25 protein-coding genes are annotated in these 24,453 nt (G+C 60.4%); 9 read left to right on the top strand and 16 right to left on the bottom strand.

Going from position 1 to position 24,453, the window contains the following annotated elements; genetic code table 11:
• Nucleotides 1–103 precede the first annotated feature (103 nt).
• From AC07V8_RS14570 to AC07V8_RS14540, 7 genes are all read left to right on the top strand, one after another.
• Nucleotides 104–757 (top strand): glutathione S-transferase family protein, encoded by a 654-nt coding sequence (locus AC07V8_RS14570; protein WP_098494125.1) that lies wholly within the window; start codon nucleotides 104–106, stop codon nucleotides 755–757.
• A 34-nt stretch (nucleotides 758–791) separates the two neighbouring features.
• The gene (locus tag AC07V8_RS14565) at nucleotides 792–1,220 is read left to right on the top strand and encodes a cupin domain-containing protein (RefSeq protein ID WP_494678834.1); all 429 of its coding nucleotides are present in this window, start codon (nucleotides 792–794) and stop codon (nucleotides 1,218–1,220) included.
• Nucleotides 1,221–1,488: 268 nt separating this feature from the next.
• Nucleotides 1,489–2,904, top strand: coding sequence for a circularly permuted type 2 ATP-grasp protein (locus AC07V8_RS14560; protein ID WP_211444961.1), 1,416 nt, complete (start codon nucleotides 1,489–1,491; stop codon nucleotides 2,902–2,904).
• 1 nt (nucleotide 2,905) lies between these two features.
• Nucleotides 2,906–3,916: an alpha-E domain-containing protein gene (locus tag AC07V8_RS14555; protein ID WP_494678833.1), complete on the top strand. Its 1,011-nt coding sequence runs from the start codon at nucleotides 2,906–2,908 to the stop codon at nucleotides 3,914–3,916.
• Nucleotides 3,917–3,935: 19 nt separating this feature from the next.
• Complete coding sequence (locus tag AC07V8_RS14550) at nucleotides 3,936–4,748, top strand: transglutaminase family protein (protein ID WP_494678832.1); 813 nt, start codon at nucleotides 3,936–3,938, stop codon at nucleotides 4,746–4,748.
• A gap of 116 nt (nucleotides 4,749–4,864) precedes the next feature.
• A complete protein-coding gene (locus AC07V8_RS14545) occupies nucleotides 4,865–5,740 on the top strand; it encodes a proteasome-type protease (protein WP_494678831.1) in 876 nt (291 codons plus the stop codon).
• Nucleotides 5,741–5,767: 27 nt separating this feature from the next.
• Nucleotides 5,768–6,268 (top strand): GNAT family N-acetyltransferase, encoded by a 501-nt coding sequence (locus AC07V8_RS14540; protein WP_494678830.1) that lies wholly within the window; start codon nucleotides 5,768–5,770, stop codon nucleotides 6,266–6,268.
• Nucleotides 6,269–6,298: 30 nt separating this feature from the next.
• On the opposite strand, the gene panB is transcribed toward AC07V8_RS14540, so the two are convergent.
• The 7 genes from panB to AC07V8_RS14505 form a co-directional block, all read right to left on the bottom strand.
• Nucleotides 6,299–7,132, bottom strand: a complete 834-nt coding sequence (gene panB, locus AC07V8_RS14535) for a 3-methyl-2-oxobutanoate hydroxymethyltransferase (protein WP_494678829.1) — start codon at nucleotides 7,130–7,132, stop codon at nucleotides 6,299–6,301.
• A gap of 2 nt (nucleotides 7,133–7,134) precedes the next feature.
• Nucleotides 7,135–7,782 (bottom strand): deoxynucleoside kinase, encoded by a 648-nt coding sequence (locus AC07V8_RS14530; RefSeq protein WP_494678828.1) that lies wholly within the window; start codon nucleotides 7,780–7,782, stop codon nucleotides 7,135–7,137.
• 105 nt (nucleotides 7,783–7,887) lie between these two features.
• Nucleotides 7,888–8,397 carry a 2-amino-4-hydroxy-6-hydroxymethyldihydropteridine diphosphokinase gene (folK, locus tag AC07V8_RS14525; RefSeq protein ID WP_494678827.1) on the bottom strand — a complete coding sequence of 170 codons (510 nt, stop codon included), beginning with the start codon at nucleotides 8,395–8,397 and terminating at the stop codon, nucleotides 7,888–7,890.
• A 4-nt stretch (nucleotides 8,398–8,401) separates the two neighbouring features.
• Nucleotides 8,402–9,778, bottom strand: coding sequence for a polynucleotide adenylyltransferase PcnB (gene pcnB, locus AC07V8_RS14520; protein ID WP_494678826.1), 1,377 nt, complete (start codon nucleotides 9,776–9,778; stop codon nucleotides 8,402–8,404).
• On the bottom strand, nucleotides 9,775–10,449 hold the full coding sequence (locus AC07V8_RS14515; protein ID WP_494678825.1) for a histidinol-phosphatase: 675 nt from the start codon (nucleotides 10,447–10,449) through the stop codon (nucleotides 9,775–9,777). The genes pcnB and AC07V8_RS14515 overlap by 4 nt, the downstream gene beginning before the upstream one ends.
• A complete protein-coding gene (gene hda, locus AC07V8_RS14510) occupies nucleotides 10,446–11,147 on the bottom strand; it encodes a DnaA regulatory inactivator Hda (protein WP_211444953.1) in 702 nt (233 codons plus the stop codon). Before hda ends, AC07V8_RS14515 begins: the two co-directional genes overlap by 4 nt.
• An 81-nt stretch (nucleotides 11,148–11,228) precedes the next feature.
• Complete coding sequence (locus AC07V8_RS14505; RefSeq protein WP_494678824.1) at nucleotides 11,229–12,311, bottom strand: AI-2E family transporter; 1,083 nt, start codon at nucleotides 12,309–12,311, stop codon at nucleotides 11,229–11,231.
• 144 nt (nucleotides 12,312–12,455) lie between these two features.
• Here AC07V8_RS14505 and purM point away from each other — a divergent pair, with 144 nt between their 5' ends.
• Nucleotides 12,456–13,508: a phosphoribosylformylglycinamidine cyclo-ligase gene (purM, locus tag AC07V8_RS14500; RefSeq protein WP_211444951.1), complete on the top strand. Its 1,053-nt coding sequence runs from the start codon at nucleotides 12,456–12,458 to the stop codon at nucleotides 13,506–13,508.
• A gap of 75 nt (nucleotides 13,509–13,583) precedes the next feature.
• Here purM and can read toward each other — a convergent pair whose 3' ends face one another.
• The 9 genes from can to AC07V8_RS14455 all read right to left on the bottom strand — a co-directional run bounded on the left by can (nucleotide 13,584) and on the right by AC07V8_RS14455 (nucleotide 23,629).
• Nucleotides 13,584–14,252 (bottom strand): carbonate dehydratase, encoded by a 669-nt coding sequence (gene can, locus AC07V8_RS14495; protein ID WP_494678823.1) that lies wholly within the window; start codon nucleotides 14,250–14,252, stop codon nucleotides 13,584–13,586.
• 293 nt (nucleotides 14,253–14,545) lie between these two features.
• A complete protein-coding gene (locus tag AC07V8_RS14490) occupies nucleotides 14,546–15,142 on the bottom strand; it encodes a chalcone isomerase family protein (RefSeq protein ID WP_494678822.1) in 597 nt (198 codons plus the stop codon).
• Nucleotides 15,143–15,395: 253 nt separating this feature from the next.
• On the bottom strand, nucleotides 15,396–16,523 hold the full coding sequence (gene dnaJ / locus AC07V8_RS14485; RefSeq protein WP_098494138.1) for a molecular chaperone DnaJ: 1,128 nt from the start codon (nucleotides 16,521–16,523) through the stop codon (nucleotides 15,396–15,398).
• Between the two features lie 134 nt (nucleotides 16,524–16,657).
• Nucleotides 16,658–18,592, bottom strand: a complete 1,935-nt coding sequence (gene dnaK, locus AC07V8_RS14480) for a molecular chaperone DnaK (RefSeq protein ID WP_494678821.1) — start codon at nucleotides 18,590–18,592, stop codon at nucleotides 16,658–16,660.
• 106 nt (nucleotides 18,593–18,698) lie between these two features.
• Nucleotides 18,699–19,247, bottom strand: coding sequence for a nucleotide exchange factor GrpE (gene grpE, locus AC07V8_RS14475; protein WP_199110782.1), 549 nt, complete (start codon nucleotides 19,245–19,247; stop codon nucleotides 18,699–18,701).
• Nucleotides 19,248–19,454: 207 nt separating this feature from the next.
• A complete protein-coding gene (locus AC07V8_RS14470; protein ID WP_494678820.1) occupies nucleotides 19,455–19,688 on the bottom strand; it encodes a hypothetical protein in 234 nt (77 codons plus the stop codon).
• A 63-nt stretch (nucleotides 19,689–19,751) separates the two neighbouring features.
• A complete protein-coding gene (gene hemH / locus AC07V8_RS14465) occupies nucleotides 19,752–20,867 on the bottom strand; it encodes a ferrochelatase (protein ID WP_494678819.1) in 1,116 nt (371 codons plus the stop codon).
• Between the two features lie 30 nt (nucleotides 20,868–20,897).
• On the bottom strand, nucleotides 20,898–22,577 hold the full coding sequence (gene recN, locus AC07V8_RS14460; RefSeq protein WP_494678818.1) for a DNA repair protein RecN: 1,680 nt from the start codon (nucleotides 22,575–22,577) through the stop codon (nucleotides 20,898–20,900).
• 122 nt (nucleotides 22,578–22,699) lie between these two features.
• Complete coding sequence (locus AC07V8_RS14455; protein WP_494678817.1) at nucleotides 22,700–23,629, bottom strand: NAD kinase; 930 nt, start codon at nucleotides 23,627–23,629, stop codon at nucleotides 22,700–22,702.
• A gap of 55 nt (nucleotides 23,630–23,684) precedes the next feature.
• Between AC07V8_RS14455 and AC07V8_RS14450 the strand changes: the two genes are divergently transcribed.
• Complete coding sequence (locus tag AC07V8_RS14450) at nucleotides 23,685–24,425, top strand: HAD family hydrolase (RefSeq protein ID WP_494678816.1); 741 nt, start codon at nucleotides 23,685–23,687, stop codon at nucleotides 24,423–24,425.
• The last annotated feature ends 28 nt before the right edge of the window (nucleotides 24,426–24,453 follow it).

Below are 24,453 nucleotides of genomic sequence, written 5' to 3'. Positions count from 1 at the left end.
AGGTGCAATAACCATGCCCAAACGTCTGGCACGGTGCTTGCTCGGTAATTAACAAACGGTTTGCCAATCCAATCCCTTTCGACCTCTACGGAAGAATATTGCCATGCCTAAGACCACCTTGAGCATCACCAGCAAGAACTATTCGTCATGGTCCTTGCGCGGCTGGCTGCTGACCCGATTTTCCGGCCTGGAATTCCAGGAAAACATCATCTCGCCGGACGATCCCGACGCCCGCGCGGAAATCCTGCTGCTGTCGTCGTCGATCCTGGTGCCTTGCCTGTACCACGGCAATATCGTGGTGTGGGATACGCTGGCGATCGGCGAATACCTGCACGAAATCCGCCCCAAGGCCGGCCTGCTGCCGGCGGATCGCGCCGCCCGCGCGCACTGCCGTTCGATCTGCGGCGAAATGCATTCCGGCTTCAGTTCGCTGCGCTCGGCGCTGCCGATGAACATCAAGGCGCGCTTTCCCGACTTCAAGGTGTGGTCGCGCGCCGAGGCCGACATCAAGCGCATCACCACCATCTGGAAACAGTGCCTGGCTACCTACGGCGGCCCCTTCCTGTTCGGCGAACGTTCGATGGCCGACGCCATGTACGCGCCGGTGGCGACCCGCTTCGTCACCTACGACGTCAAGCTCGATTCGGTCTGCAACGCCTATTGCAAGCGCATCATCGCCATGCCGGAGATGCAGGAATGGATCAAGGCGGCCAAGCTGGAGCCGGAAGATATCAATGAACTGGATGTGGAATTCTGAGCTGGGCCTTGATGAATCATGAAAGGAGCGTTCGATGGATACCGAAACGAGCTCGACAAATCTGTTTTCGCATGTCCGCGAAGGCGACACCGAATTCCAGTCCGGCGGCCTACGCGATTTTTTCCTGTACCGCGATCTCGGCATCGCCGCCGCCACCGGCGGCAAGGTGGTGGCGCATCTGGTGAAGGCCAACATGGCGCCGGAAGTCGGCACCGGCTGGCATCGCCATGAAGCGGATTTCCATATCGTCTACATGCTCAAGGGCTGGGCCCGCTTCATGTACGAAGACAAGGAAACCCTGGTCAAGGCCGGCGATTGCGTGCACCAGCGCCCCGGCATCGTGCATTTTTTATTCGACTACTCGGAAGACATGGAGTATCTTGAAATCGTTAGCCCGGCAGCATTCACGTCGATCGACATGCCCGGCCCCTGCGCCGTTCCGGCGCCCAAGCCATGGGCATGAGAGCCGTATGAACGCACTCTGACGAACCAGGCCATGCAGCAGCTTGCACTACCTCTCACCTAAAACAAGACGGAGGCCGCCACCAGACATATGCAAAATTTGCTAAGAGTTGACGCCGCATTGTTGCAAATAAAGCCTGTTCAAGACACGAGACCGCATGTTAATCTTTGAATAAGTTAATGCTTAATCGTCAACCAATAGCGTGCTACAGGCACGCTTCTTGATAGCTACTTGATAGTTCCCGATCAAACCACAGCAAAGCAAGATCATGGCAAATTTTTTCGATGAAATGTATTCCGATGGCAGCTCGTTGGTGCGTCCGCATTACAACGAATTTTCCAATTGGCTCAATGCCCAGACCGCTGAAACCATTGCGCGCAAACGCGCCGAAGCCGATCTGATCTTCCGCCGCGTCGGCATCACCTTCGCGGTCTACGGCAACGATGCCGGCACCGAACGCCTGATCCCCTTCGATATCATTCCGCGCATCATCCATGCCCAGGAATGGGCGCAGCTCGAAGCCGGCCTGATCCAGCGCGTCAAGGCGCTCAACATGTTCATCCACGATATCTACCATGAGCAGAACATCGTCAAGGCGGGCGTGATACCGGCCGAGCAGATCTTCCGCAATGCCCAGTACCGCCCCGAAATGCAAGGCATCTCGGTAGCTTCGGACATCTACGCGCATATCGCCGGGGTCGACATCGTGCGCGCCGGCGAGGGCGAGTTCTATGTGCTGGAAGATAATCTGCGGGTGCCGTCGGGCGTTTCCTACATGCTGGAAAACCGCAAGATGATGATGCGGCTGTTTCCTGAGCTGTTCCTGCGCCACAAGATCGCGCCGGTCGACCACTATCCCGACATGCTGTTGGATAACCTGCGCTCAGTGGCGCCGGTCGGCGTCACCGATCCGACCGTGGTAGTGATGACGCCGGGCATGTACAACTCAGCCTATTTCGAACACGCTTTCCTGGCCCAGCAGATGGGCGTGGAACTGGTCGAAGGACAGGATCTGTTCGTCAACGACAACCACGTCTACATGCGCACCACGCGCGGCCCCAAGCGGGTCGACGTGATTTATCGCCGCATCGACGACGACTACCTCGATCCGCTCGCCTTCCGTCCCGATTCCTCGCTCGGCGTGCCCGGCCTGCTGTCGGTGTACCGCGCCGGCAACGTCACCCTGGCCAACGCCATCGGCACCGGCGTCGCCGACGACAAGTCGGTCTATCCCTTCGTGCCGGACATGGTCAAGTTCTACCTGTCGGAAACGCCTATCCTCAACAATGTGCCGACCTTCCAGTGCCGCAAGAAGGAAGACCTGCAATACACCCTCGACAATCTCAAGGACCTGGTGGTCAAGGAAGTGCACGGCGCCGGCGGCTACGGCATGCTGGTGGGCCCGGCCTCGACCAAGCAGGAAATCGAAGACTTCCGGCAGCGCGTGATCGCCAAGCCGGATGGTTATATCTCCCAGCCGACGCTGGCGCTGTCGGCCTGCCCGACCTATGTCGAATCCGGCATCGCGCCACGCCATCTCGACCTGCGGCCGTTTGTCCTGTCCGGCAAGAACGTCTCCCTGGTGCGCGGCGGCCTGACCCGCGTCGCCCTCAAGGAAGGCTCGCTGGTGGTCAATTCGTCCCAAGGCGGCGGCACCAAAGACACCTGGATTCTGGAGAAATAACATGCTGAGCCGTACCGCTGACCATTTGTTCTGGATGTCCCGCTATACCGAGCGGGCCGAAAACACCGCGCGCATGCTGGATGTGCATGTGCAGACCGGGCTGCTGCCGCAGTCGGTCGAAGATGTCGAAAAGGGCTGGCGCGCCGTGCTCGGCATTTCCGAGCTGACCCAGGCCTACGACAAGAAATACGACGTGCTGACGCAGAAGGACGTGATCGATTTCATGGTGCGCGATCCCAGCAACTCGTCCTCGATCGCCTCCTGCCTGAAGCAGGCGCGCGAGAATGCGCGCGCGGTGCGCGGCGCGCTGACCACGGAAGCCTGGGAAATCCAGAACGCGACCTGGATCAAGATGCAAGGCTATCTGCAGACCAACGCGCTGGAACAGAATCCGGCCGAGTTTTTCGAATGGGTCAAGCATCGCTCGCATCTGTCGCGCGGCGTCACCATCGGCACCATGCTGAAGGACGAGGCTTTCCACTTCATCCGCCTGGGGACTTTCCTGGAGCGCGCCGACAATACCGCGCGCATCATCGATGTCAAATTCCACGGCGCCAAGGAAAGCAGCTACATGAAGGGCCAGAACGGCCACCAGCAAATTCGCCAGCAGCAAAGCCAGGAGCAGGACGCCATCGCCGCCGATCCGCAAATCGATTTCTACTACTGGGCGGCGATCCTGCGCTCGGTGTCTGGCTTCGAGATCTACCGCAAGGTCTATCGCGACGTCATCACGCCGGCGCGCGTGGCCGACCTGCTGATCCTGCGGCCGGACATGCCGCGCTCGCTGCTGTCCTGCATGGAGCAGGTGGTCGGCAATCTCAAGCATGTGCACAACGATATTTCCTCCGATACCGAACGCTTCGCCGGCAAGCTGCATGCCGACCTCAAGTTCAGCACCCTGGATGAAATCCTCGACGCCGGCCTGCATGACTACCTGACCCGCTTCTTCGAGCGCATCTTCGAACTTGGCAATCGCATCAGCCGCGATTTCCTGGTGCCCCTTAATACTTGATGGCCGATTGTTCAACCTGATGTTACTCACCATCCGCCATGAGACCGTCTACCACTACACCGCAGCCCTGACTTACACGATTCAGCAGCTGCGGCTGTGGCCGCGCGCGGAAGCGCAGCAACGTACCCTGGCATGGCATATCAGCAGTTCCGGCAGCCGTCATCCATTCACCGATGCCTTCGGCAACCTGAGCCACATGCTGACCGTCACCAAGCCGCATCACGAAGTGCGCATCATCGCGGAAGGCACGGTGGCGGTGACGCCGTTGCAGGAAGGCCGGCTGCCGCAAGCCGGAGAGTTTTCGCCGCTGGTGTTTACCGTGCCGACGCCGCTGACCCAGCCGACCGCCGCCGTCATGGATTTCGCCTATCGACATCTGCAGGCCGGCGCCAACAGCAGGCAGCTGCTCGACCTGGCGCAGGCGATCTGCAGCGCAGTGGCCTACCAGAGCGGCTCCACCGCCGTCACCAGCAGCGCCGACGACGCCCTGGCGCTGGGCCAGGGCGTGTGCCAGGACCATGCGCACCTGTTCCTGGCGTGCTGTCACACGCTGGGGATTTCCGCCCGCTATGTCTCCGGCTATATCGATCCCGGCAACACCAGCCATGCCGAAAGCCACGCCTGGGTCGACGTCTGGGTAGAGGAAGGCGCATTCGCCGGCTGGATCAGCATCGACGTCACCCACGCCTGCTTCGCCAGCGACAATTATTGTCGATTGGCAATAGGGCGCGACTACGAATCGGCGGCGCCGGTGCGCGGCGTACGCCGCGGCGGCGGCGAAGAAACCATGAGCGTGCAGGTGAATGTTTCCGCATTGCCATCGCAACAATGAGACGGCTCGCCGCCATGCCACAATTTATTGCAAATTCAACCATAAAACCTGCGTCGCGGCGGGGCAGCGGCTGCCGCTTCCTGTAGAATCTCCACTTTGTATTTTTCTTTGACATCATGACTTACTGCGTCGCACTGCGCCTGGACTCCGGTCTGGTTTTCCTCTCCGACTCCCGCACCAATGCCGGAGTGGACCACGTTGCCACCGCGCGCAAGATGAGCGTATTCGAGAACCCGGGCGAGCGCCTGATGGTGTTCATGACCGCGGGCAACCTCTCCATTTCGCAATCGATCAAGCAAGTCATCGGCGAATACGTCAACGCCGCCGGCAAGACCATCTGGACCGTGGCGACCATGTACGAAGCGGCGCAGATCGTCGGTGAAGCGGTGCGCGTGGTGTATGACCGCGAAGCGCAGAAGCTGGAAAAATTCGGCATCGAGTTCAATGTCGGCATCATCTTCGGCGGCCAGATCAAGGGCGAGGCATGCCGCTTGTTCCAGGTCTACGCAGCCGGCAATTTCATCGAATCGCTCAATGAAAACACCTATTTCCAGATCGGCGAGGCGAAGTACGGCAAGCCCATCCTGGACCGCGTGATCACCCCTGCGTCCACCCTCGACCAGGCGGCCAAGTGCGCGCTGATCTCGATGGATTCCACCATGCGCTCCAACATCTCGGTCGGCCTGCCGCTGGACCTGCTGCTGTATGGCCGCGACACGCTGGCGGTGACCCGCTTCGTCACCATCGACGAAAAGAACCAGTATTTCCAGATGATCCATGAAAACTGGGGCAAGCAGCTGACCGCGGTGTTCAACGGCCTCGCCGATCCGGTCTGGAACGCCAATCCCGACACCGTGCCGAACGTGGTGCTGGCCAAGGGTGCGCTCAGCGAAGCGCTGGTGCTGGCGCCGCCCGCGGTCAACGCCAATCCTGCACAGCCGGTGCCGCTGCAAACCCTGGCGCAAGGGCCCGAAGGCAACGAGCAGCCCTGAAGCTTGCCGCAAGCGCGCAGCACATCCATGATTTCAAACAACTGCCTGATTCGTCCTGTCGCCAGCGCCGATCTCGAACGCTGCTACGAGATCGAATCGATTTCCTACGAGGGCGACGAAGCCGCCACGAAAGAAAAGATCGCCACCCGCATCGCCACCTGGCCGCAGGGTTTCATCGTGTATGAAATTGACGGCGTGGTGGCCGGCTTCATCAACGGCGGCGCGGCGTTCCAGGTCGAGATGTCGGACGAGGCATTCAAGGAACTGATCGGGCACGACCCGGATGGGCCGCATGTAGTGATCATGTCGGTGGTGGTGCATCCGGATTTCCAGGGGCGCGGCATCGCCGGGCAACTGATGAAGGAATTCATCGCCCGCATGCGCGCCCTGCGCAAATCCAGCATCCACCTGATGTGCAAAGAGCGCCATGTGGCGCTCTACGAAAACCTCGGCTTCACCTATCTCAATGCTTCAGAGTCCGACCATGGCGGCATGGCCTGGCATGAAATGGCGATGCGGCTGCAATAATGCCCCGTTAGCATCGCCTTCATCTCTCGCTCAGAAGCAGTGTTCCGGCGCCGGGAACGACTTGTCCTTGACCGCCCGCACATACGCCAGCACGGCAGCGTCGATGCTGGTCTGGCCTTCCATGAAATCTTTCACGAAACGCGCCTTGTGACCGGGGAAAACCCCCATCAGATCGTGCATCACCAGCACCTGGCCTGAACAGTCCGGGCCGGCGCCGATGCCGATGGTCGGGATCGTCAGCAGTTCGCTGACTTCCTTGCCCAGCGCCGCCGGAATCGCTTCCAGCACCAGCAGGCTGGCGCCGGCTTCCTGCAGGGCCAGGGCGTCGGCTTTCAGTTGCTCGGCAGCGGCGCTGGTCTTGCCCTGCACTTTATAACCGCCCATCTGGTGCACCGACTGCGGCGTCAGCCCCAGGTGGCCGCATACCGGGATCGCCCGTTCGGTCAGGAAACGCACCGTCGGCGCCAGCCAGGCGCCGCCTTCTATCTTGATCATCTGCGCGCCCGCCTGGATCACCGGTACGGCGTTGGCGAAGGCGCTTTCCGGCGTGGCGTAGGCGCCGAACGGCAGGTCGGCCAGCACCAGCGCCGTGCGATTGCCGCGCGCCACGCTGGCGGTGTGATAAGCGATATCCTGCACCGTCACCGGCAGGGTCGAGTTGTGGCCCTGGCACACCATGCCGAGCGAATCGCCGATCAGCAGGGTCTCGACGCCGCAGCGATCCATCAAGGCTGCAAAGCTGGCGTCGTAACAGGTCAGCATGGTGATCTTTTCACCTTTGTCGCGCAACGCCTGCAAGGCCGGGATGGTCACCGGTTTGCTGCGCGCCGCTGCCGCGTCGCCATCTTGTAAATAAGCTGCCATTGTCATTCTCCACGATTGAAAAATTCACGCCTGCCGCGCATGCTGTCGATACGCGCCAAGAGTAAGCTGAAATCGGCATCGCTGCCGGCTAGGTCCAGATGTTCGTTGTTGACGATCAGCAAGGGCGCATCGTCGTAATGATGAAAGAAGCGGCTGTAGCCTTCGCACAGACGCGTGAGGTATTCCTGGGTGATCGCGGTTTCCATCTCAATGCCGCGCATCCTGATGCGTTCTATCAGGGTTTCCGGCTCGGCCTGCAAGTAGATCACCAGGTCCGGCGTGGCCGCCTGCGGCCGCAGATGATCGTACATCTGCTGGTACAGCTTGAGCTCTTCATCGGCCAGGGTCAAGCTGGCGAAAATGGCATCCTTGGCCAGCAGGAAATCGGCGACCAGGTGATTGCGGCCTTCAAACAAATCGTTCTGCGAAGTCTCGCGCAACTGGTTGATGCGCTGGAACAGGAAAAACATCTGGGTCGACAGCGCGTAACGGGAGGCGTCCCGGTAAAATTTTTCCAGGAAGGGATTGGCCTGCGGCTGTTCCAGCAGGACGCGCGCGCCCAGATGCGCTGCAATCTTGTTGGCCAGCGTGGTCTTGCCGGCACCGATAGGGCCTTCCACTACAATGTATTTATAACTGTCTAGATTCATGTTCAACCGTGAATGGCGCGTGGGCGAAGACAACAGTGTGCCAGAAGCTGCTGCATCCGGCACTAGTGGCTGTTACAGTCCACCAGGCCCGGGAAAGCACGCGCTCTATAGTTTGCGGATACGCTGGTCCGCCACCAGCGGGGCGAACTGATGCGCCGCGCCGTGCTTGGGGATGACGATGAAGGGATCGAGCTGCAATAGCGGGATCAGGACAAAAGCGCGTTGCGTCATGCGCGGATGCGGCACCGTCAGCACATCGTCCTGGATGCTGGACTGGCCGTACAGCAGCAGGTCCAGGTCCAGCGTGCGTGGCGCATTCGGATAGGGGCGCTCACGGCCGAAATCCTGTTCGATCTGCTGCAAGCCTCGCAGCAGGTCATGAGCGCCGAGGCGGGTTTCGATGCGCGCGACAGCGTTGACGTAATCGTCGCCGCCGGCATCCAGCGGCGCCGTGCCGAACAGGCTGGACTGGCCGCCCAGGCTGGTGTGCGGCAGCTTGCCGAGCTGCAGGATGGCGCGCTGCACCTGGCCGGCAGCGTCGCCCAGATTGGCGCCGATGCCGATATAAGCGGTGACCGCAGGGCCAGCCGCATTAGACGTGACCGTCGATGTCATTGGATCAGGCGCCTTGCCCATCGTCGCTGCGGCCGCCCGGATTGACCGGCTTGGCGCCGCTGCGGGAACCGCGCCGGCGCGGACGTTTCTTGGCGGGGGCGGCCTCGGCCGCCACTTTCGGCTTTTGCGCCATCAATGCTTCGCGTTCGTCGCCGTCGCCTTCCATGAAGGCCGTCCACCATTCGCCGATTTCGCCGTCGATTTCGCCGGAGGCGCAACGCAGCAGCAGGAAGTCGTAGCCGGCGCGCAGGCGCAGGTGTTCCAGCATCTTGTATGGAGCCTTGCCGGTGCGCCGCTCAAAGCGCGGCTGCATGGCCCAGATATCGCGCATGTCGGAGGCGATCTTGCGCTGCAGGGCCAGCTTGTCGGTCTGCGCTTCCAGCACATCGTCGGCAGCCAGATGCAGCGCCGGGATCGGGAATTCGCCGGCGGCCTTGTAGGCGCTCCACTTTTCCAGCACCTGGTGCCACAGCAGCGAGGCAAACAGGAAACCCGGGGACACCGGCTTGCCTTGCTGCACGCGGACGTCGGTATTGGCCAGCGCCAGCGTCACGAACTTCTCGCCCAGCGGCTGCTCCAGCACCACGTCCAGCAGCGGCAGCAATCCGTGGTGCAGGCCTTCCTTGCGCAACTGCTGCAGGCAGGCCAGCGCGTGGCCGCTCATCAGCAGTTTCAGCATTTCGTCAAACACCCGTGCCGCCGGCACGTTGTCGATCAGCGCCGCCATTACCGGGATCGGCGCTCGGGTAGCCGGATCGATGCTGAATTTCAGCTTGGCCGCAAAGCGCACGATGCGCAGCATGCGCACCGGATCTTCGCGGTAGCGCGCTTCCGGCTCGCCGATGATGCGCAGGGTCTTGGCGCGGATGTCGGCGATGCCGCCATGGTAATCCAGCACGCTTTCGGTGGCCGGATCGTAGTACATCGCGTTGATGGTGAAATCGCGCCGTACTGCATCTTCATGCTGCTCGCCGAAGGTGTTGTCGCGCAGCACGCGGCCATGCTCGTCTTTGGGCGAACCGTCGGAGGACGCGCCGCGGAAAGTGGTGACCTCGATCAGTTCCTGGCCGAACATCACATGCACGATCTGGAAGCGCTTGCCGATGATGAAGGCGCGCCGGAACAGGCGCTTGACCTGTTCCGGCGTGGCGTTGGTGGCGACGTCGAAATCCTTCGGCTTGACCCCCAGCAGCAGGTCGCGCACGGCGCCGCCGACAATGAAGGCCTTGTAGCCGTTATCCTGCAGCGTCTTGGTGACCCTGACCGCGTTGGGCGACACCAGTTGCGGATTGATGCCGTGCTCTTTCGGGCCGAGTATCAACGGTTGGGTGGGATCTTTTTTCTTTTTCCCGAGGATGGAGCGAATCAGCTTCTTGATCATTGCGCGTCGAATAAATTCAGGATGGGCCAGCCGTGCTCACTTGCGTGGGCTTTCAACAGGGCGTTGGGATTGGTGGCGACCGGGTCGGTCACCAGCTTCATCAAGGGCAGGTCGTTGTGCGAGTCGCTATAAAAATAACTGCGCGGGAAACTGGCCAGCGTCATGTCCATGGTCGCCAGCCAGGCGTGGGTGTGGATCACTTTGCCGGGGCCGTAGGTCGGCGTGTCCGCCAGGCGGCCGGTGATCTCGCCGTCGTCCGTGGTTTCCGGGTCCGAGGCGATCAGGAAATCGACGCCCAGCGCCTTGGCGATCGGCTCGGTGACGAAGCTGTTGGTGGCGGTGACGATCGCCACCAGGTCGCCGGCATCCTGGTGCTTTTGCAATAGCGCGCGGGCCGCCGGCGTGATCGTCGGCAGGATCACTTCCTGCATGAACTGCTGGTGCCAGGCGTCGAGCTGCTTGCGCGGGAACTTGGACAAGGTGCCGAAAGCGAATTCCAGGTACTTGACCGGATCCAGCGTGCCGGCCTGGTACTGGGCGAACCACTCGGCGTTGCTCTTTTCGAAAGCGTCAGGATCGACTGCGCCGATGCGCGCCAGGAACTGCCCCCATTCATAGTCGGAGTCGACGGGCAGCAGCGTATGGTCAAGGTCGAATAAGGCCAGGTTCATAGTGAATGTTTATCTTCGGATTCGAGTTGCAACAAGCTGCGCAGCAAAGGCAGCGTTATGGGACGCTGGGTTTCCAGCGAAAAGCGGTCCAGTTCGTTCAGCATGGCTGTCAAAGACCGCATATCGCGCCGGAAATGCGTAATGAGGTAGGGTAACACGCCGCTCGACAGGTGCAGGCCGCGGACTTGCGCCGCGTGGGTCAGGGCGGCGATTTTTTCTTCGTCGCTGAGGCCGTGCAGCTGGTAGATCAGCCCCCAGCCCAGGCGGGTGCGGAAATCTTCGCGCACGCTCAGCTCGGATGGCGGCAGCTGGCCGCTGGTGACCAGCCAGCCGCCATGCTCGCGGATCTGGTTGAACAGGGCGAAGGCTTCGATCTGGTCGCCGGCCGAGAGCTTGTCGCAATCGTCGATCAGGTAGCCGGGCACATCCGGAGAAAAATTGAAGACGTCGCCGTTGTACTGGCTGCCGCGGATCAGGCGCGCGCCGGTGCTGCTGGCGAGGGCGCGCAGCACATGGCTTTTGCCGGCGCCGGCGCCGCCCCACAGGTAGACAAAACGGTCGCCAGGCGCGGTGAGGTATGCCGCGCTAGGCGCGACCAGACGCTGCAAGAACTGTAAAGCTTCTTGATTTTGCCCGACCACGAAAGTAGCCAGGGTCTGCGGTTCTTCCGCAGTTATGTCCAGCGTTAACTGCCTCATGCTTGTTTCTTCACGATTACTTAAGGTGGCTCGGCAAACCTGCTGTACGATTTTCGAGCCCGTTTTGATTTATTTAATTGCTCAATGTTGATAAAAACTGCTGTCGAGGTAATGCGCCTTCACATGCTTGACCACCACCGACATCACCGCTGAACACGGCAGCGCCAGCAGGATGCCGACAAAGCCGAACAGCTGGCCGAAGGCCATCAGGGCAAAGATCACTACCAGCGGGTGCAAGCCTATGCGCTCGCCGACCAGGCGCGGCGTCAGGATGAAACTCTCCAGCACCTGGCCGATGCCGTACACGATGGCGACGGCAATCAAGCCATGCAGGCCGTCGAATTGCAGCATTGCCGCAATCAGCGCCAGCACCAGTCCCAGACCGAAGCCGACGTAGGGAATAAATACCAGCAAGCCGGTAATAATGCCAACCGGCAATGCCACGTCAAAACCGGCAATCGCCAGCCCGGTCGAATAATAAATCGCCAGAACCAACATTACCAGCAATTGGCCGCGCAAATATTGCGCCAGCAGGCTGTCCACCTCTTGCGTCATGTTGGCAGTCTTGCCCTGCCAGCGGCGCGGCACCAGCTTGCCGACCCGGTCGACGATGGAATGCCAGTCTTGCAACAGATAAAACAACACCACCGGCACCAGCAGGATGGTGGCCAGCCAGCCCAGCACCGCGGTGCCGCCGACCTTGACCGAGGCCAGCACCGAGGCCCAGATCTCATCGCCGCTGGTGGACAGCTGCTTGGTCAGCATCTCCTTGATGCCGGTGCCGTCGAGCCGCACATTGATGCCGAAATCCTGCAGATGCGGGCCGATCAGGCCATCCAGCTTGGTCAGGAAGGTGGGAATCTGGTTTTGCAATAAAGGCAACTCCTTGCGCAATACCGGGATCACGATCAGGATCACCGCCAGGATCGCGAACACCAGCAGCAGGATCACGACCAGCACCGCCAGCGCGCGCGGGAAGGGAAACTTGCCGATGCGCCGGCGCGACAGCCAGTCCACGCCCGGGTTCAGGGCGTAAGCCAGGATCGCGGAGGCGATGAAAGGGGTCAGGATCGGCCCCAAAGCCACCATCAGCGCCACCAGCAACAGCGCAATTCCTAGCCACAACGCAGTTTGTTTTTGTTCGTCAGTAAAAGAAAATGGCATGGAATCGAGAGTTTGGTGGATCGGTTTGATAAAATACCGCTTTTACCGCGCATTTCATCGCATATACAGCGATGTATATATATAACAGATGCGAGATGCGCGGCCGAATTCCTCTATTTTACCGCCTCTGCCGCCAATCACATCATGACTTCCACTTCAAACGTTTCCAACGTGCCACTCTCTTATCGTGACGCCGGTGTCGATATCGACGCTGGCGATGCCCTGGTCGAGGCCATCAAGCCTTTCGCCAAGCGCACCATGCGTGAAGGGGTGATGGGCGGCATCGGCGGTTTCGGCGCCCTGTTCGAGATCAGCAAGAAATTCAAGGAACCGGTGCTGGTGTCCGGCACCGACGGCGTCGGCACCAAGCTGAAGCTGGCTTTCCACCTGAAGCGCCACGACACGGTTGGCATCGACTTGGTGGCGATGAGCGTCAACGACATCCTGGTGCAAGGCGCCGAGCCATTGTTCTTCCTCGACTACTTCGCCTGCGGCAAGCTGGACGTGCCTAGCGCCACCGATGTCATCAAGGGTATCGCCAAGGGTTGCGAACTGGCGGGCTGCGCCCTGATCGGCGGCGAAACCGCGGAAATGCCGAGCATGTATCCGGACGGCGAATACGACCTGGCGGGCTTCGCCGTCGGCGCCGTGGAAAAATCCAAGCTGATCGACGGCACCAAGATCGTGCCGGGTGACGTCGTGCTGGGCCTGGCGTCGTCGGGCGCGCATTCCAACGGCTACTCGCTGGTGCGCAAGATCATCGAAGTCGCCAAGCCGGACCTGGACGGCGACTTCCACGGCCGCAAGCTGGCCGATGTGCTGATGGAACCGACCCGCATCTACGTCAAGCCGCTGCTGGCGCTGATGGAGTCCATGGAAGTCAAAGGCATGGTGCACATCACCGGCGGCGGCCTGGTGGAAAACATCCCGCGCGTACTGCAAGACAACCTGACCGCCGTCCTGCGCAGCGATGCCTGGACCATGCCGCCGCTGTTCACCTGGCTGCAGCAGCACGGCCAGGTGGCCGACGCTGAAATGCACCGGGTGTTCAACTGCGGCATCGGCATGACCGTGATCGTCGCCAAGGAAAACGCCGCTGCGGCAGTAGCGCAACTGACGGCCGCCGGCGAGACCGTCAACATCATCGGTGAAATCCGCGCCCGCGCCGAAGGCGAAGCGCAAACCATCGTGATCTAAGACCCGCATCCGCAAAAAAAAAGACGGCTTGCTTGCGCGGCCGTCTTTCTTTATTTCCGGCAAAGCCGGAACGCCTTAATCCTCGTAGCGCTTCAAACTGGCTGCCATGCCCTTGTCCAGGTCGGACATGCAACTGACCGTCACTTCCAGATCCCGCAGCAAGCCGTCGCGCACGCCATACACCCAGCTATGGATGGTCAATGGCTGGCCGCGATCCCAGGCGTCCTGGACGATCGTGGTGCGGCAGATATTGGCGACCTGCTCCATCGAATTGAGCTCGCAGAGACGGTCATGGCGCAGGCTTTCCGGCAAGGCTGCGCCCAGGTAGCGCTCATGCTTCTGATGCACGTCCTCGACATGGCGCAGCCAGTTGTCGGCCAGTCCGACGCGGCGCTTGGTCAGCGCCGCATGGACCCCGGAACAGCCGTAATGGCCGACCACGAAGACATGCTTGACCCTCAGCACGTCGACCGCGAACTGCAGCACCGACAGGCAGTTCAAATCGCTGTGTGCGACCACGTTGGCAATATTGCGATGGACGAACAGCTCACCCGGCAACAAGCCCAGCAATTCGTTTGCCGGCACCCTGCTGTCGGAACATCCGATCCAGAAATACTCCGGCGCCTGCTGCGACGCCAGCTTCTTGAAAAACTCCGGATCGCGGGCAGTGATTGCCGCCGCCCACTCACGATTTTTCTGGAACAGATCTTCTCGGGTCAGGGATTGCTTGTTGTTTGCTGTCATCGTTTTCCATTCAATAGAGTTCCGTCTGCGTGGTATTTTGATAATACCGGCACGACATCCTGGGCCTTATTTTATAGAAAACTGGCTTTCTCCATCCGCTTTTATCCAATACCCATTATGCGGATGGAGGCGCCCTAGTGCCATGTCATGCCTGTCTGCCGGTTTATCGCGCCGGCCTTGGCCCGTAGCGCTAGGCGTACCGAGGAGACATAGCGGGGCTATGGCGACGAGGCGCAACGACGCGATACGGGTCAAGGACAAGCGACATGCTGACAGACAGGCATGACACGACACTAAGCCGGCTGGCCTAGCAGCAGGGGCTTGAGGCGGCTGTCGGCCGGCTTGTCGCCGAGCCAGATTTTCAGCAGGGAGTTATAGAAAACCTGGTCGGGCAAGGTTTCCGACACCGACTTGCCGTTGAAGTGAATTTGCGTGCCGACGCCAGGGATCCAGTCGGTGGTCAGCACATCGCCCTTTTTCAATTCAGGGATAGAGGCAAACAGCTCGCCGAATTTCAGCAGCTGGTTGATGATCTTGGCCTTGTCCGCCTTATCCACATTGTTCTGGATGCCGGTCATGAAGGCGCGGCTGAAATCCTCGCTGCTGACGTCGCGCAGCATCACCAGCTCGATGCGGCGCGACCCGCTGGCTGCCATCACATCCGGCACCGTGGTTTTCTTCTCGGTGAGATACAGCGCTGCCGTGTACACCTTGAAAATGACCTTGTAGCGTATGCCGGCGCCATTCAGCTTCAGGTCCTGATTGCCGACCTTGGCAGTCTCGTCGATCTTGACGCCGGCCAGGTCCAGCGCAAATGCCGCCTGCCCCAGCATCAGCCCGGACAGTACGCAGGCGCAAGCCGTTGCACGCTTTAATTGAGCAACTATCATCGTGTCTCCTCCTATGGTTTGTTGTATATGGAGTTTGTATTGATCGCGAATAAAAGAACGATCGTTTTATTATTACCATATACAGAATAGAGAGCAGCGCAAAATTATGCAATAAAGAATTTGTTAATGGCGGCTGTACATGGCGCGCCGCCTGCCGCCGCACTCATAAAAAAAAACCGCCAACCTTGCGGGCTGGCGGTTTTCCTGGAATCAGGATGCTAACTCAAGCGCATCCTCAAGCTCATGTTCACGTTCACTCAAAGAACTCTTTGACCTTGTCTTTCCAGGATTTGCTCTGCGGACTGTGCTTGGCGCCGCCTTCGCTGGTCAGCTGCTCGAATTCCTGCAGCAGCGCTTTCTGGCGGTCGTTCAGCTTGACCGGGGTCTCGACCACGACATGGCAGAACAGGTCGCCGGCATAGCCTGAGCGCACGCCCTTGATGCCCTTGCTGCGCAGGCGGAAGGTCTTGCCTGACTGGGTGCCGTCGGGAATCGTGAAGGAGGCCTTGCCGTTCAGCGTCGGCACTTCGATCTCGCCGCCGAGCGCTGCCTTGGCGAAGGAGATCGGCATTTCGCAATGCAGGTCGTCGCCTTCGCGCTGGAACACCGCGTGCGGCTTGATGTGGATTTCCACATACAGGTCGCCGGTCGGGCCGCCGTTCATGCCTGGCTCGCCGTTGCCGGAGGAGCGGATGCGCATGCCGTCGTCGATGCCGGACGGGATTTTCACTTCCAGCGTCTTGTTGCGCTTGATGCGGCCGGCGCCGGCGCACGATGGGCATGGTTCGGGAATGATCTTGCCGCTGCCGTGGCATTTCGGGCAAGTCTGCTGGATGCTGAAAAAGCCTTGCTGCATGCGTACCTGGCCGTGGCCGCCGCAGGTCGGGCAGGTGATCGGCTCGGTGCCGGCCTTGGCGCCGCTGCCGTGGCAAGGTTCGCACTCATCCCAGGAAGGTACGCGGATGGTGGTGTCGAAACCGTGCGCAGCCTGTTCCAGCGTGATTTCCAGGTTGTAGCGCAGATCGGCGCCGCGATACACCTGCGGTCCGCCGCCGCGGCCGCCGCGACCGCCGCCGCCACCGAAAATGTCGCCGAAGATGTCGCCGAAGGCATCGGCAAAACCACCCGCGCCGCCACCGCCGCCGCCCATGTTGGGATCGACGCCGGCATGGCCGTAGCGGTCGTAGGCATCCCGCTTTTGCGGATCGGACAGCATTTCGTAGGCTTCTTTCGCCTCTTTGAATTTTTCTTCCGCACCTTTGCTATCCGGATTGCGGTCCGGATGGTGCTTCATTGCGAGCTTGCGGTACGCCTTCTTGATTTCATCATCAGTAGCGTTTTTCGCAACACCCAATATTTCGTAAAAATCACGCTTCGCCATCTTTTTGCACCCTGTTGTTTAAGCGAAAACGCCGAACAGGGCATCGCGAGCGATGGCATCTGTCCGGCGCGTCTTCGCGATGGTCACAATCCCGATCCAAAAATCAGACTGGCGAGCCATCGCTGACGAAGACCTTACTTGTCTTTCACTTCCTTGAAGTCGGCGTCAACCACATCGTCTTCCTTCGGCTTGGCTTCCGCACCGGCTGCGCCTGCTTCGGCGCCGCCGGCTGCAGCTTGCTGCGCCTGCATGTCGGCGTACATCTTTTCGCCCAGCTTTTGCGCCGCGGTGGTCAAGGAGGCTGTCTTGTTGTCGATGGCGGCCTTGTCGCTGCCCTTCAATGCTTCTTCCAGTTCCTTGATGGCGGTTTCGATGCTTGCCTTCTCGCCGGCTTCCAGCTTGTCGCCGTATTCAGCCAGGGACTTCTTGGTCGAATGCACCAGCGCGTCGCCCTGGTTGCGGGCTTCGGCGGCTTCCTTCAGGCGCTTGTCTTCTTCGGCATTCGCCTCGGCGTCGCGCACCATCTTCTGGATCTCTTCTTCCGTCAAGCCGGAGTTGGCCTTGATGGTGATCTTGTTTTCCTTGCCGGTTGCCTTGTCCTTGGCGCCGACGTGCAGAATACCGTTGGCGTCGATGTCGAAGGTGACTTCGATCTGCGGCGTGCCGCGTGCTGCCGGCGGGATGCCTTCCAGGTTGAACTCGCCCAGGCCCTTGTTGCCCGCGGCCATCTCGCGCTCGCCCTGGAACACCTTGATGGTCACGGCCGGCTGGTTGTCGTCGGCAGTCGAGAACACTTGGCTGAACTTGGTCGGGATGGTGGTGTTCTTCTGGATCATCTTGGTCATCACGCCGCCCATGGTTTCGATACCCAGCGACAATGGCGTCACGTCCAGCAGCAGCAAGTCCTTGCGGTCGCCCGACAGAACCGAACCCTGGATCGCGGCGCCAACGGCGACAGCTTCATCCGGATTCACGTCCTTGCGCGGATCCTTGCCGAAAAACTCTTTCACCTTTTCCTGCACCTTCGGCATACGGGTCATGCCGCCGACCAGGATGATGTCGTCGATGTCGGAAACCTTGACGCCGGCGTCCTTGATGGCGATGCGGCAAGGCTCGATGGTCTTGGCGATCAGCTCTTCCACCAGCGATTCCAGCTTGGCGCGGGTCATTTTCAGGTTCAGGTGGACCGGTGCGCCATTGGCCATGGCGATGTACGGCTCGTTGATTTCAGTCTGTTGCGAAGACGACAATTCGATCTTGGCGCGCTCGGCCGATGCCTTGATGCGCTGCAGCGCAATCGCGTCCTTGCCCAGGTCGATGCCGTTGATCTTCTTGAACTCGTCCAGGATGTAGTCGATGATGCGCTGGTCGAAGTCTTCGCCGCCGAGGAAAGTATCGCCGTTGGTGGACAGCACTTCGAACTGCTTTTCGCCATCGACATCGGCGATTTCAATGATGGAAACGTCGAAAGTACCGCCGCCCAGGTCATACACGGCAATCTTGCGGTCGCCCTTTTCCGCCTTGTCCAGGCCGAATGCCAGCGCAGCCGCGGTCGGCTCGTTGATGATGCGCTTGACGTCCAGACCCGCGATGCGGCCGGCGTCCTTGGTAGCCTGACGCTGGGCGTCGTTGAAGTAAGCCGGCACGGTGATCACGGCTTCGGTGACTTCTTCGCCGAGGTAGTCTTCAGCGGTCTTCTTCATCTTGCGCAGCACTTCCGCGGCGATTTGTGGCGGCGCCAGCTTCTGCTCGCGTACGCCTACCCATGCATCGCCGTTGTCGGCTTTGATGATCTGGTAAGGCATCAGCGCGATGTCTTTCTGCACTTCTTTTTCGTCGAATTTGCGGCCGATCAGACGCTTGGTGGCGTACAGCGTGTTGGTCGGATTGGTCACAGCCTGGCGCTTGGCAGGAGCGCCGACCAGGATTTCGCCGTCTTCTTGATAAGCGATGATGGATGGCGTGGTGCGCGCGCCTTCCGAGTTTTCGATCACTTTTGGCTGACCGTTTTCAATAACCGAAACGCAAGAATTGGTGGTACCCAAGTCAATGCCGATAATTTTACCCATGGTGTATGTCCTTTACTGAATATCTGATGAATGTTTGGATGGTCTGAATATAGGGAGCGAAGGCGCGCTTTCAAGCGCTAAACTGTTCGCTCCTGGCGTTTTTTTTCTATTTTCCTTGCGCCACGACGACCAGGGCTGGACGCAACAGACGATCGGCAATGGTGTAGCCCTTTTGCAGCACGGTCACCACGGTATTGGCATCCTGCTCCGCAGGCACGGTCGAGATTGCCTGGTGTTTCATCGGATCGAGCTTCTCGCCGACTTCCGGCGAGATTTCCAGCAAACGGTTTCTTTCGAAGGCGGACGACAGCTGCTTGAGCGTCATTTCCACGCCTTCCTTGAGCGATTCCAGCGAAGGGGTTTCGATCTTCAAAGCCATTTCAAGGTGGTCCTTGACCGGCACCAGCGCCTCGGCAAAACCCTCGATCGCAAATTTGTGCGCACGAGCTATATCGTCCTGGGCCCGGCGGCGGATGTTTTCCGACTCGGCCTTGGCGCGCAGGAAAGCGTCCTGCATTTCCGCGATCTTGGCTTGCGCCTCGGACAGCTGGACTTCCAGCGCCGACTCCGGAATCACCGTTGCATCATCGGCAACAGAGTCTTTTTCTGTTTGCGCCGTCTGTACCGGCTCGTTCTGATTTTCCATGTGTTCCATTCAAAAATCTCCAACAATCAATAACTTATTAACCTGTAGCAGTGCAAATGAGGCTATGCCCTTACTTTTTCAAGGGTTAAAAAACCGCTTGCATGAGATATCGGGCAAGAGCGCCTTCAGCAATGGATTCTGGCAACAAATTGAAACAAAATTTACCAGAACCGGGTTTGCTGCAACGCCACATAGGAGCTATGCTGAAAGCGTGGTTCAAGCAAGAACCGGCTCTTCGGAAGAGTCGCCTGCCCCACTAACAAAAAGGGGAATATCGTGAAACTGCCGTTGATTTCCGCACTTCTGATCGTGTACACCTTGCTCGCGGCTGGGATGATCAGCTATTCGCAACTGGTTGCGCTGTACTAGATTTTGCATTCCGCCCAAAGCTTCCGGGTGCTTGCAGAATAAATAATATTTTATTTCTCCGCCCGAAGTTTGGGCGCTCATTATAGTTGCGCCTTGCCGCCGCGGCGCACCGGCACCCTAAATTTCTGCTGCAAACCCGCTGAATTACTGGCTCGCTCCCAGGGCCAGCGCTTGTTTTTTTGATACTTCCGCCTGCCGTTTCACCTCTTCCCGCTCATCCTCGCTCAGATGGGTAGGCCAGCCTATCATCTGCTCTTCGACCACCGTCGCCATGGCGGCAATCCAGCCGGGCGCCTGGTTCAGGCAGGGAATGAAATGGAACTCCTTGCCGCCCGCATGCAGGAAATCCTGCTTGGCCTCGATTGCAATCTCTTCCAAAGTCTCAAGACAATCGCTGGTGAAGCCCGGACACATGACGTCGACCCGCCTGACCCCTTGCCTGGCGAGCGCCTGCAGGGTCGGCGCGGTGTAAGGCTGCAGCCATTCCGCCTTGCCGAAGCGCGACTGGAAGGTGAGCTGGTACTGCTCCGGTCCCAGCCCCAGCTGCTGGGCCAGCAGACGCGCTGTCTTCTGGCATTCGCAGTGGTAGGGATCGCCCAGCAGCAAGGTACGTTTCGGCACGCCATGAAAACTCATGATCAGCTTGTCAGGCGCGCCATGCATGGCCCAATACGCCAGGACCGAATCTTTCAGGGCCTGAATGTAGGCTTCGTGATCGTGATAGTGCTTGATGAAACGCAGTTCCGGCACATTGCGCACTTGCGCATAGTGGGCGAACACGGCGTCGTAGATCGATGCGGTGGTGGTCGCCGAATACTGCGGATAGGCCGGCAGCACCAGGACGCGCTCGCAGCCATCGGCTTTCAGCTGCTCCAGCACCTCGCCTATGGCAGGACTGCCATAGCGCATGGCGTAGGCCACCTGGACCCGATGTCCGCGCTGGCCCAGATAACCGCGCAACAGCGTAGCCTGCTTGCTGGTATGGACTTTCAGCGGCGAACCGTCGTTGCTCCAGATCGAGGCATATTTATGCGCCGACTTGCTGGAACGGAACGGCAGGATCACGCAGTGCAGGATCAGCCACCAGATCGCCCGCGGGATTTCCACCACGCGCGGATCCGACAGGAATTGCTTCAGGTAGCGCCGCACCGCCTTGGTGGTAGGCGCATCCGGCGTACCCAGATTGACCAGCAGCACCGCGGTCTTGCCGGGTTTGCCGCCGTTGCCATGTATGAACGGTGGTTCTTTCAGAAATGCCATGCGGAGATATCCAGGAAAATAAGAGCGGGATCAGAGCGCCAGCAGCTCGCGCGCGTGCTTGCGGGTGGTCGCGGTGATTTCCAGGCCGCCCAGCATGCGGGCGATTTCTTCAATCCGGTTCTTGGCGTCGAGACCATCGATCGCCGACACCGTTTTATTGCCCTGGCTTTGCTTGCTGACCTGGAAGTGCTGGTTGGCCTGGCTGGCGACCTGCGGCAAATGGGTAACGCACAAGACTTGGCGGTCCTGGCCCAGGCGTTTCAGCAAGCGCCCCACCACCTCGGCGACGCCGCCGCCGATGCCGCTGTCGACTTCGTCGAAAATCAGGGTCGGGGTGGCGGTCGAGCTGGAGGTAATCACTGAAATCGCCAGCGCGATACGCGCCAGCTCGCCGCCGGACGCCACCTTGGCCAGCGCCCGCGGCGCTACGCCGGCATGGCCGGCCACCAGGAATTCCACTTGCTCGACGCCGTAGCTGGCCGGCTCGCAGGGGTTCAGCGCCACCGCAAAGCGGCCGCCGCTCATGCTCAAGTCCTGCATCGCCGCCGTCACCGCCGTGCCCAAGGCCAGCGCCGCCTTGGCGCGCGCCTTCGACATCTTTTGCGCCAGCGTCAGATAGGCCGCTTTCAGCTTTTCTTCCTGCGCGCGCATGGCGTCGAGGTCGCTGGCGTCGGCCAGCTGGCGCAACTGGCCGGACAGCGTCTCCAGTTCCTGCGGCAGTTCGTCCGGCGCCAGGCGGAACTTGCGCCCGGCCGAATGGATCGCTTCCATGCGGTCTTCCACCTGGTGCAGGCGCGCCGGATCGAGCTCGACCCGGCTCAGGTAATCATTCAAGGCATACACCGCTTCCTGCAGCTGGATGCGGGCCGGCTCCAGCGCTTCCAGCACCGGCTTGAGGCTGCTGTCGACATCCACCAGCTTGCCGATTTTCTGGTTCAGCGCCGACAGCTGCGACAGCATCGGCGGCGTGTCGTCAGCATCGTTCTCGGAAATCACGTTGAGCGCTTCCTGCGCCCCTTCGATCAGGCTGGCGGCATGCGACAGGCGGCTGTGCTCATTGGTGATTTCATCCCACTCGCCCGGCTTGACCGCCAGCTTTTCCAGCTCTCCCACCTGCCATTCGAGCCGCTCGCGTTCCAGCAGGACGTTCTTGGCATTGGTTTCAAATTCTTCGCGCTGGCGCGCCAGCGAGCGCCAGCTTTTGAAAGCGGCGGCCAACGCCAGCAGATCGTCGGACAAGCCGGCCTGGCCATCCAGCAGCAGCCGTTGCGCATCGTTTTTCAGCAGTGACTGGTGCGCGTGCTGGCCGTGGATATCGACCAGCATTTCGCCCAGCTCGCGCAGCTGGCCGGCAGTGGCGGCAACGCCATTGATGAAGGCTTTCGAGCGGCCGGCGTTATCGATCACGCGGCGCATCAGGATCAGCCCGTCTTCGCTGCCGAATTCATTGCGCTCAAGCCAGGCGATAGCCTCGGTATCGACGCCGGCGGCGCCGTCGGCCAACACGAATTCCGCCGTGACGTCGGCCTTGGCGGCGCCCTCGCGCACCACGCTGGCGTCGCCGCGGCCGCCCAGCGCCAGCGCCAGGGCATCGATCAGGATCGACTTGCCGGCGCCGGTTTCGCCGGTGAATACAGTAAAGCCAGCGGCGAACTCAAGCTCGATGGCATCGACAATGACAAAATCGCGGATGGAAAGTGTGCGCAGCATGGAAGTCTGGGATGGGCTCAAAAATGGATGTCAATATAGCGCGGACCGCCATGGCAGTGGCAAAGTCGCAAGGAAATACAAAATACAGCAACGGCGTGGCTTAACAGCTTACATGATAGCGATTACTTCAGTTGTCCTTCCGCCGACGGGTACTCGTTCCAGTGAAGTTTCTGGCGCAGGGTAGCGTAGTAGCTCCAGCCCGCCGGATGCAAAAAGGTAATGGTGTGCTCGGAGCGCCGGATCAGGATGCGGTCGCCGTGCTGCAGGCTGGCCAGCGACTGCATGTCGAAATTGGCGCTCATGTCGCGGCCGTTGACGATCTCGATCACAATTTCACTGCTGTCCGGGATCACGATCGGCCGGTTCGACAGCGCATGCGGCGCAATCGGCACCAGCACGATGCCGCCCAGCGAAGGATGCAGCAACGGCCCGCCGGCGGACAAGGCATAGGCGGTAGAGCCGGTCGGCGTCGCCACGATCAGGCCGTCGGAGCGCTGGTTGTACATGAAGCGGCCGTCGACTTCGACCATCAGTTCGGCCATGCCGGAACCGGCGCCGCGCGTCACCACCACGTCGTTGAAGGCCAGCGCGCTGAAAATCTGCTGGCCGTCGCGCATCACCGCGCTCTGCAACAGGCTGCGTCGCTCAGACTCGACCTGGCCGTCGAGCATCTCGCCCAGCACCGGCAGCATCCGCTCCAGCGAAATATCGGTAATGAAACCCAGCCGGCCCTGGTTGATGCCGATCAGCGGCACATCATAGGGCGCCAGCTGGCGCGCAATCCCCAGCATGGTGCCGTCGCCGCCGACAATGATGGCAGCGTCGGCCTGCTCGCCGATCTGCTCGGGAGTCATGGCGGCGATACCGGGCAAGGCGACATTCTGCGCCGTCTCCGCCTCCAGCACCACGTGATGGCCGCGCCCTTGCAGGAAATCGACGATTTCGGTCAGCGATTCGGAAATGCCGGCGGCAAAATACTTGCCGACGATCGCAATGGTCTTCGGCACAGGTTCAGCCAAATTCGCTGGAGAAGGTAATTTTATAGGCCACATGCTGGCGATTAGACCATAATTTAGGCTTGCAATGAAGGAGACGCACGTGGCTCTGATGAATAATTCAACACCCTCCCCCCATTCGCAGCCGGGCAAGCCGCAGATCGTCAAAGCGGTTCTGTTCGATCTTGACGATACGCTATGGCCGATCGCGCCGGTGATCGCGCGCGCCGAACAAATCCTGTTCGCGTGGCTGCAGGCCAATGCCGAGGCGGTTACCCGCCAGTTCAGCATCGACAGCCTGCGCCAGCAGCGGCTGCAGCTGGCAGCCACCGATCCGGTGTTCCGCTTCGACCTGTGGAAGCTGCGCCATGCGGCGCTGAGCGCGGCCTTGCGCAGCGTCGGCGAAGATCCGGCCAAGGCGGATGCCGCCATGGCCGTGTTTTCCGAAGCGCGCCATGCGGTGACGCCGTTTGCCGACGTCCAGCCGGTATTGAGCCGGCTGCAGCGCCGCCTGCCGCTGGGTACCGTCTCGAACGGCTTTGCCGATCTTGGGAAAATCGGCCTGGCCGGCCATTTCCAGGCCTCGATCGCGGCCCACAGCTTCGGCAGCGGCAAGCCCGATCCGGCGATTTTCCACGCTTCCTGCGCCGCCCTCAAGGTAGCGCCGCAGGAAGCCCTGTACGTCGGCGACGACCCCATGCTGGACGTGGTCGGCGCCCAGCAGGCCGGCTTGCAGGCGGTGTGGATCAATCGCTTTGAGCGCGCGCTGCCGGACGGCGTCCAGCCGCAAGCCAGCTGCACCAGCCTGGATGAACTGGAGGCATGGCTCGAACAAACGCGATTTGCTGGCTAAAACAGTGTATAAGTGCAGTCATAAGGCG

The sequence above is a fragment of the Collimonas sp. GW821-FHT02H07 genome, from assembly GCF_059421505.1.
The sequence above is the reverse complement of the archived record's forward strand: the minus strand, read 5'-3'. Positions and strand labels throughout refer to the sequence as shown.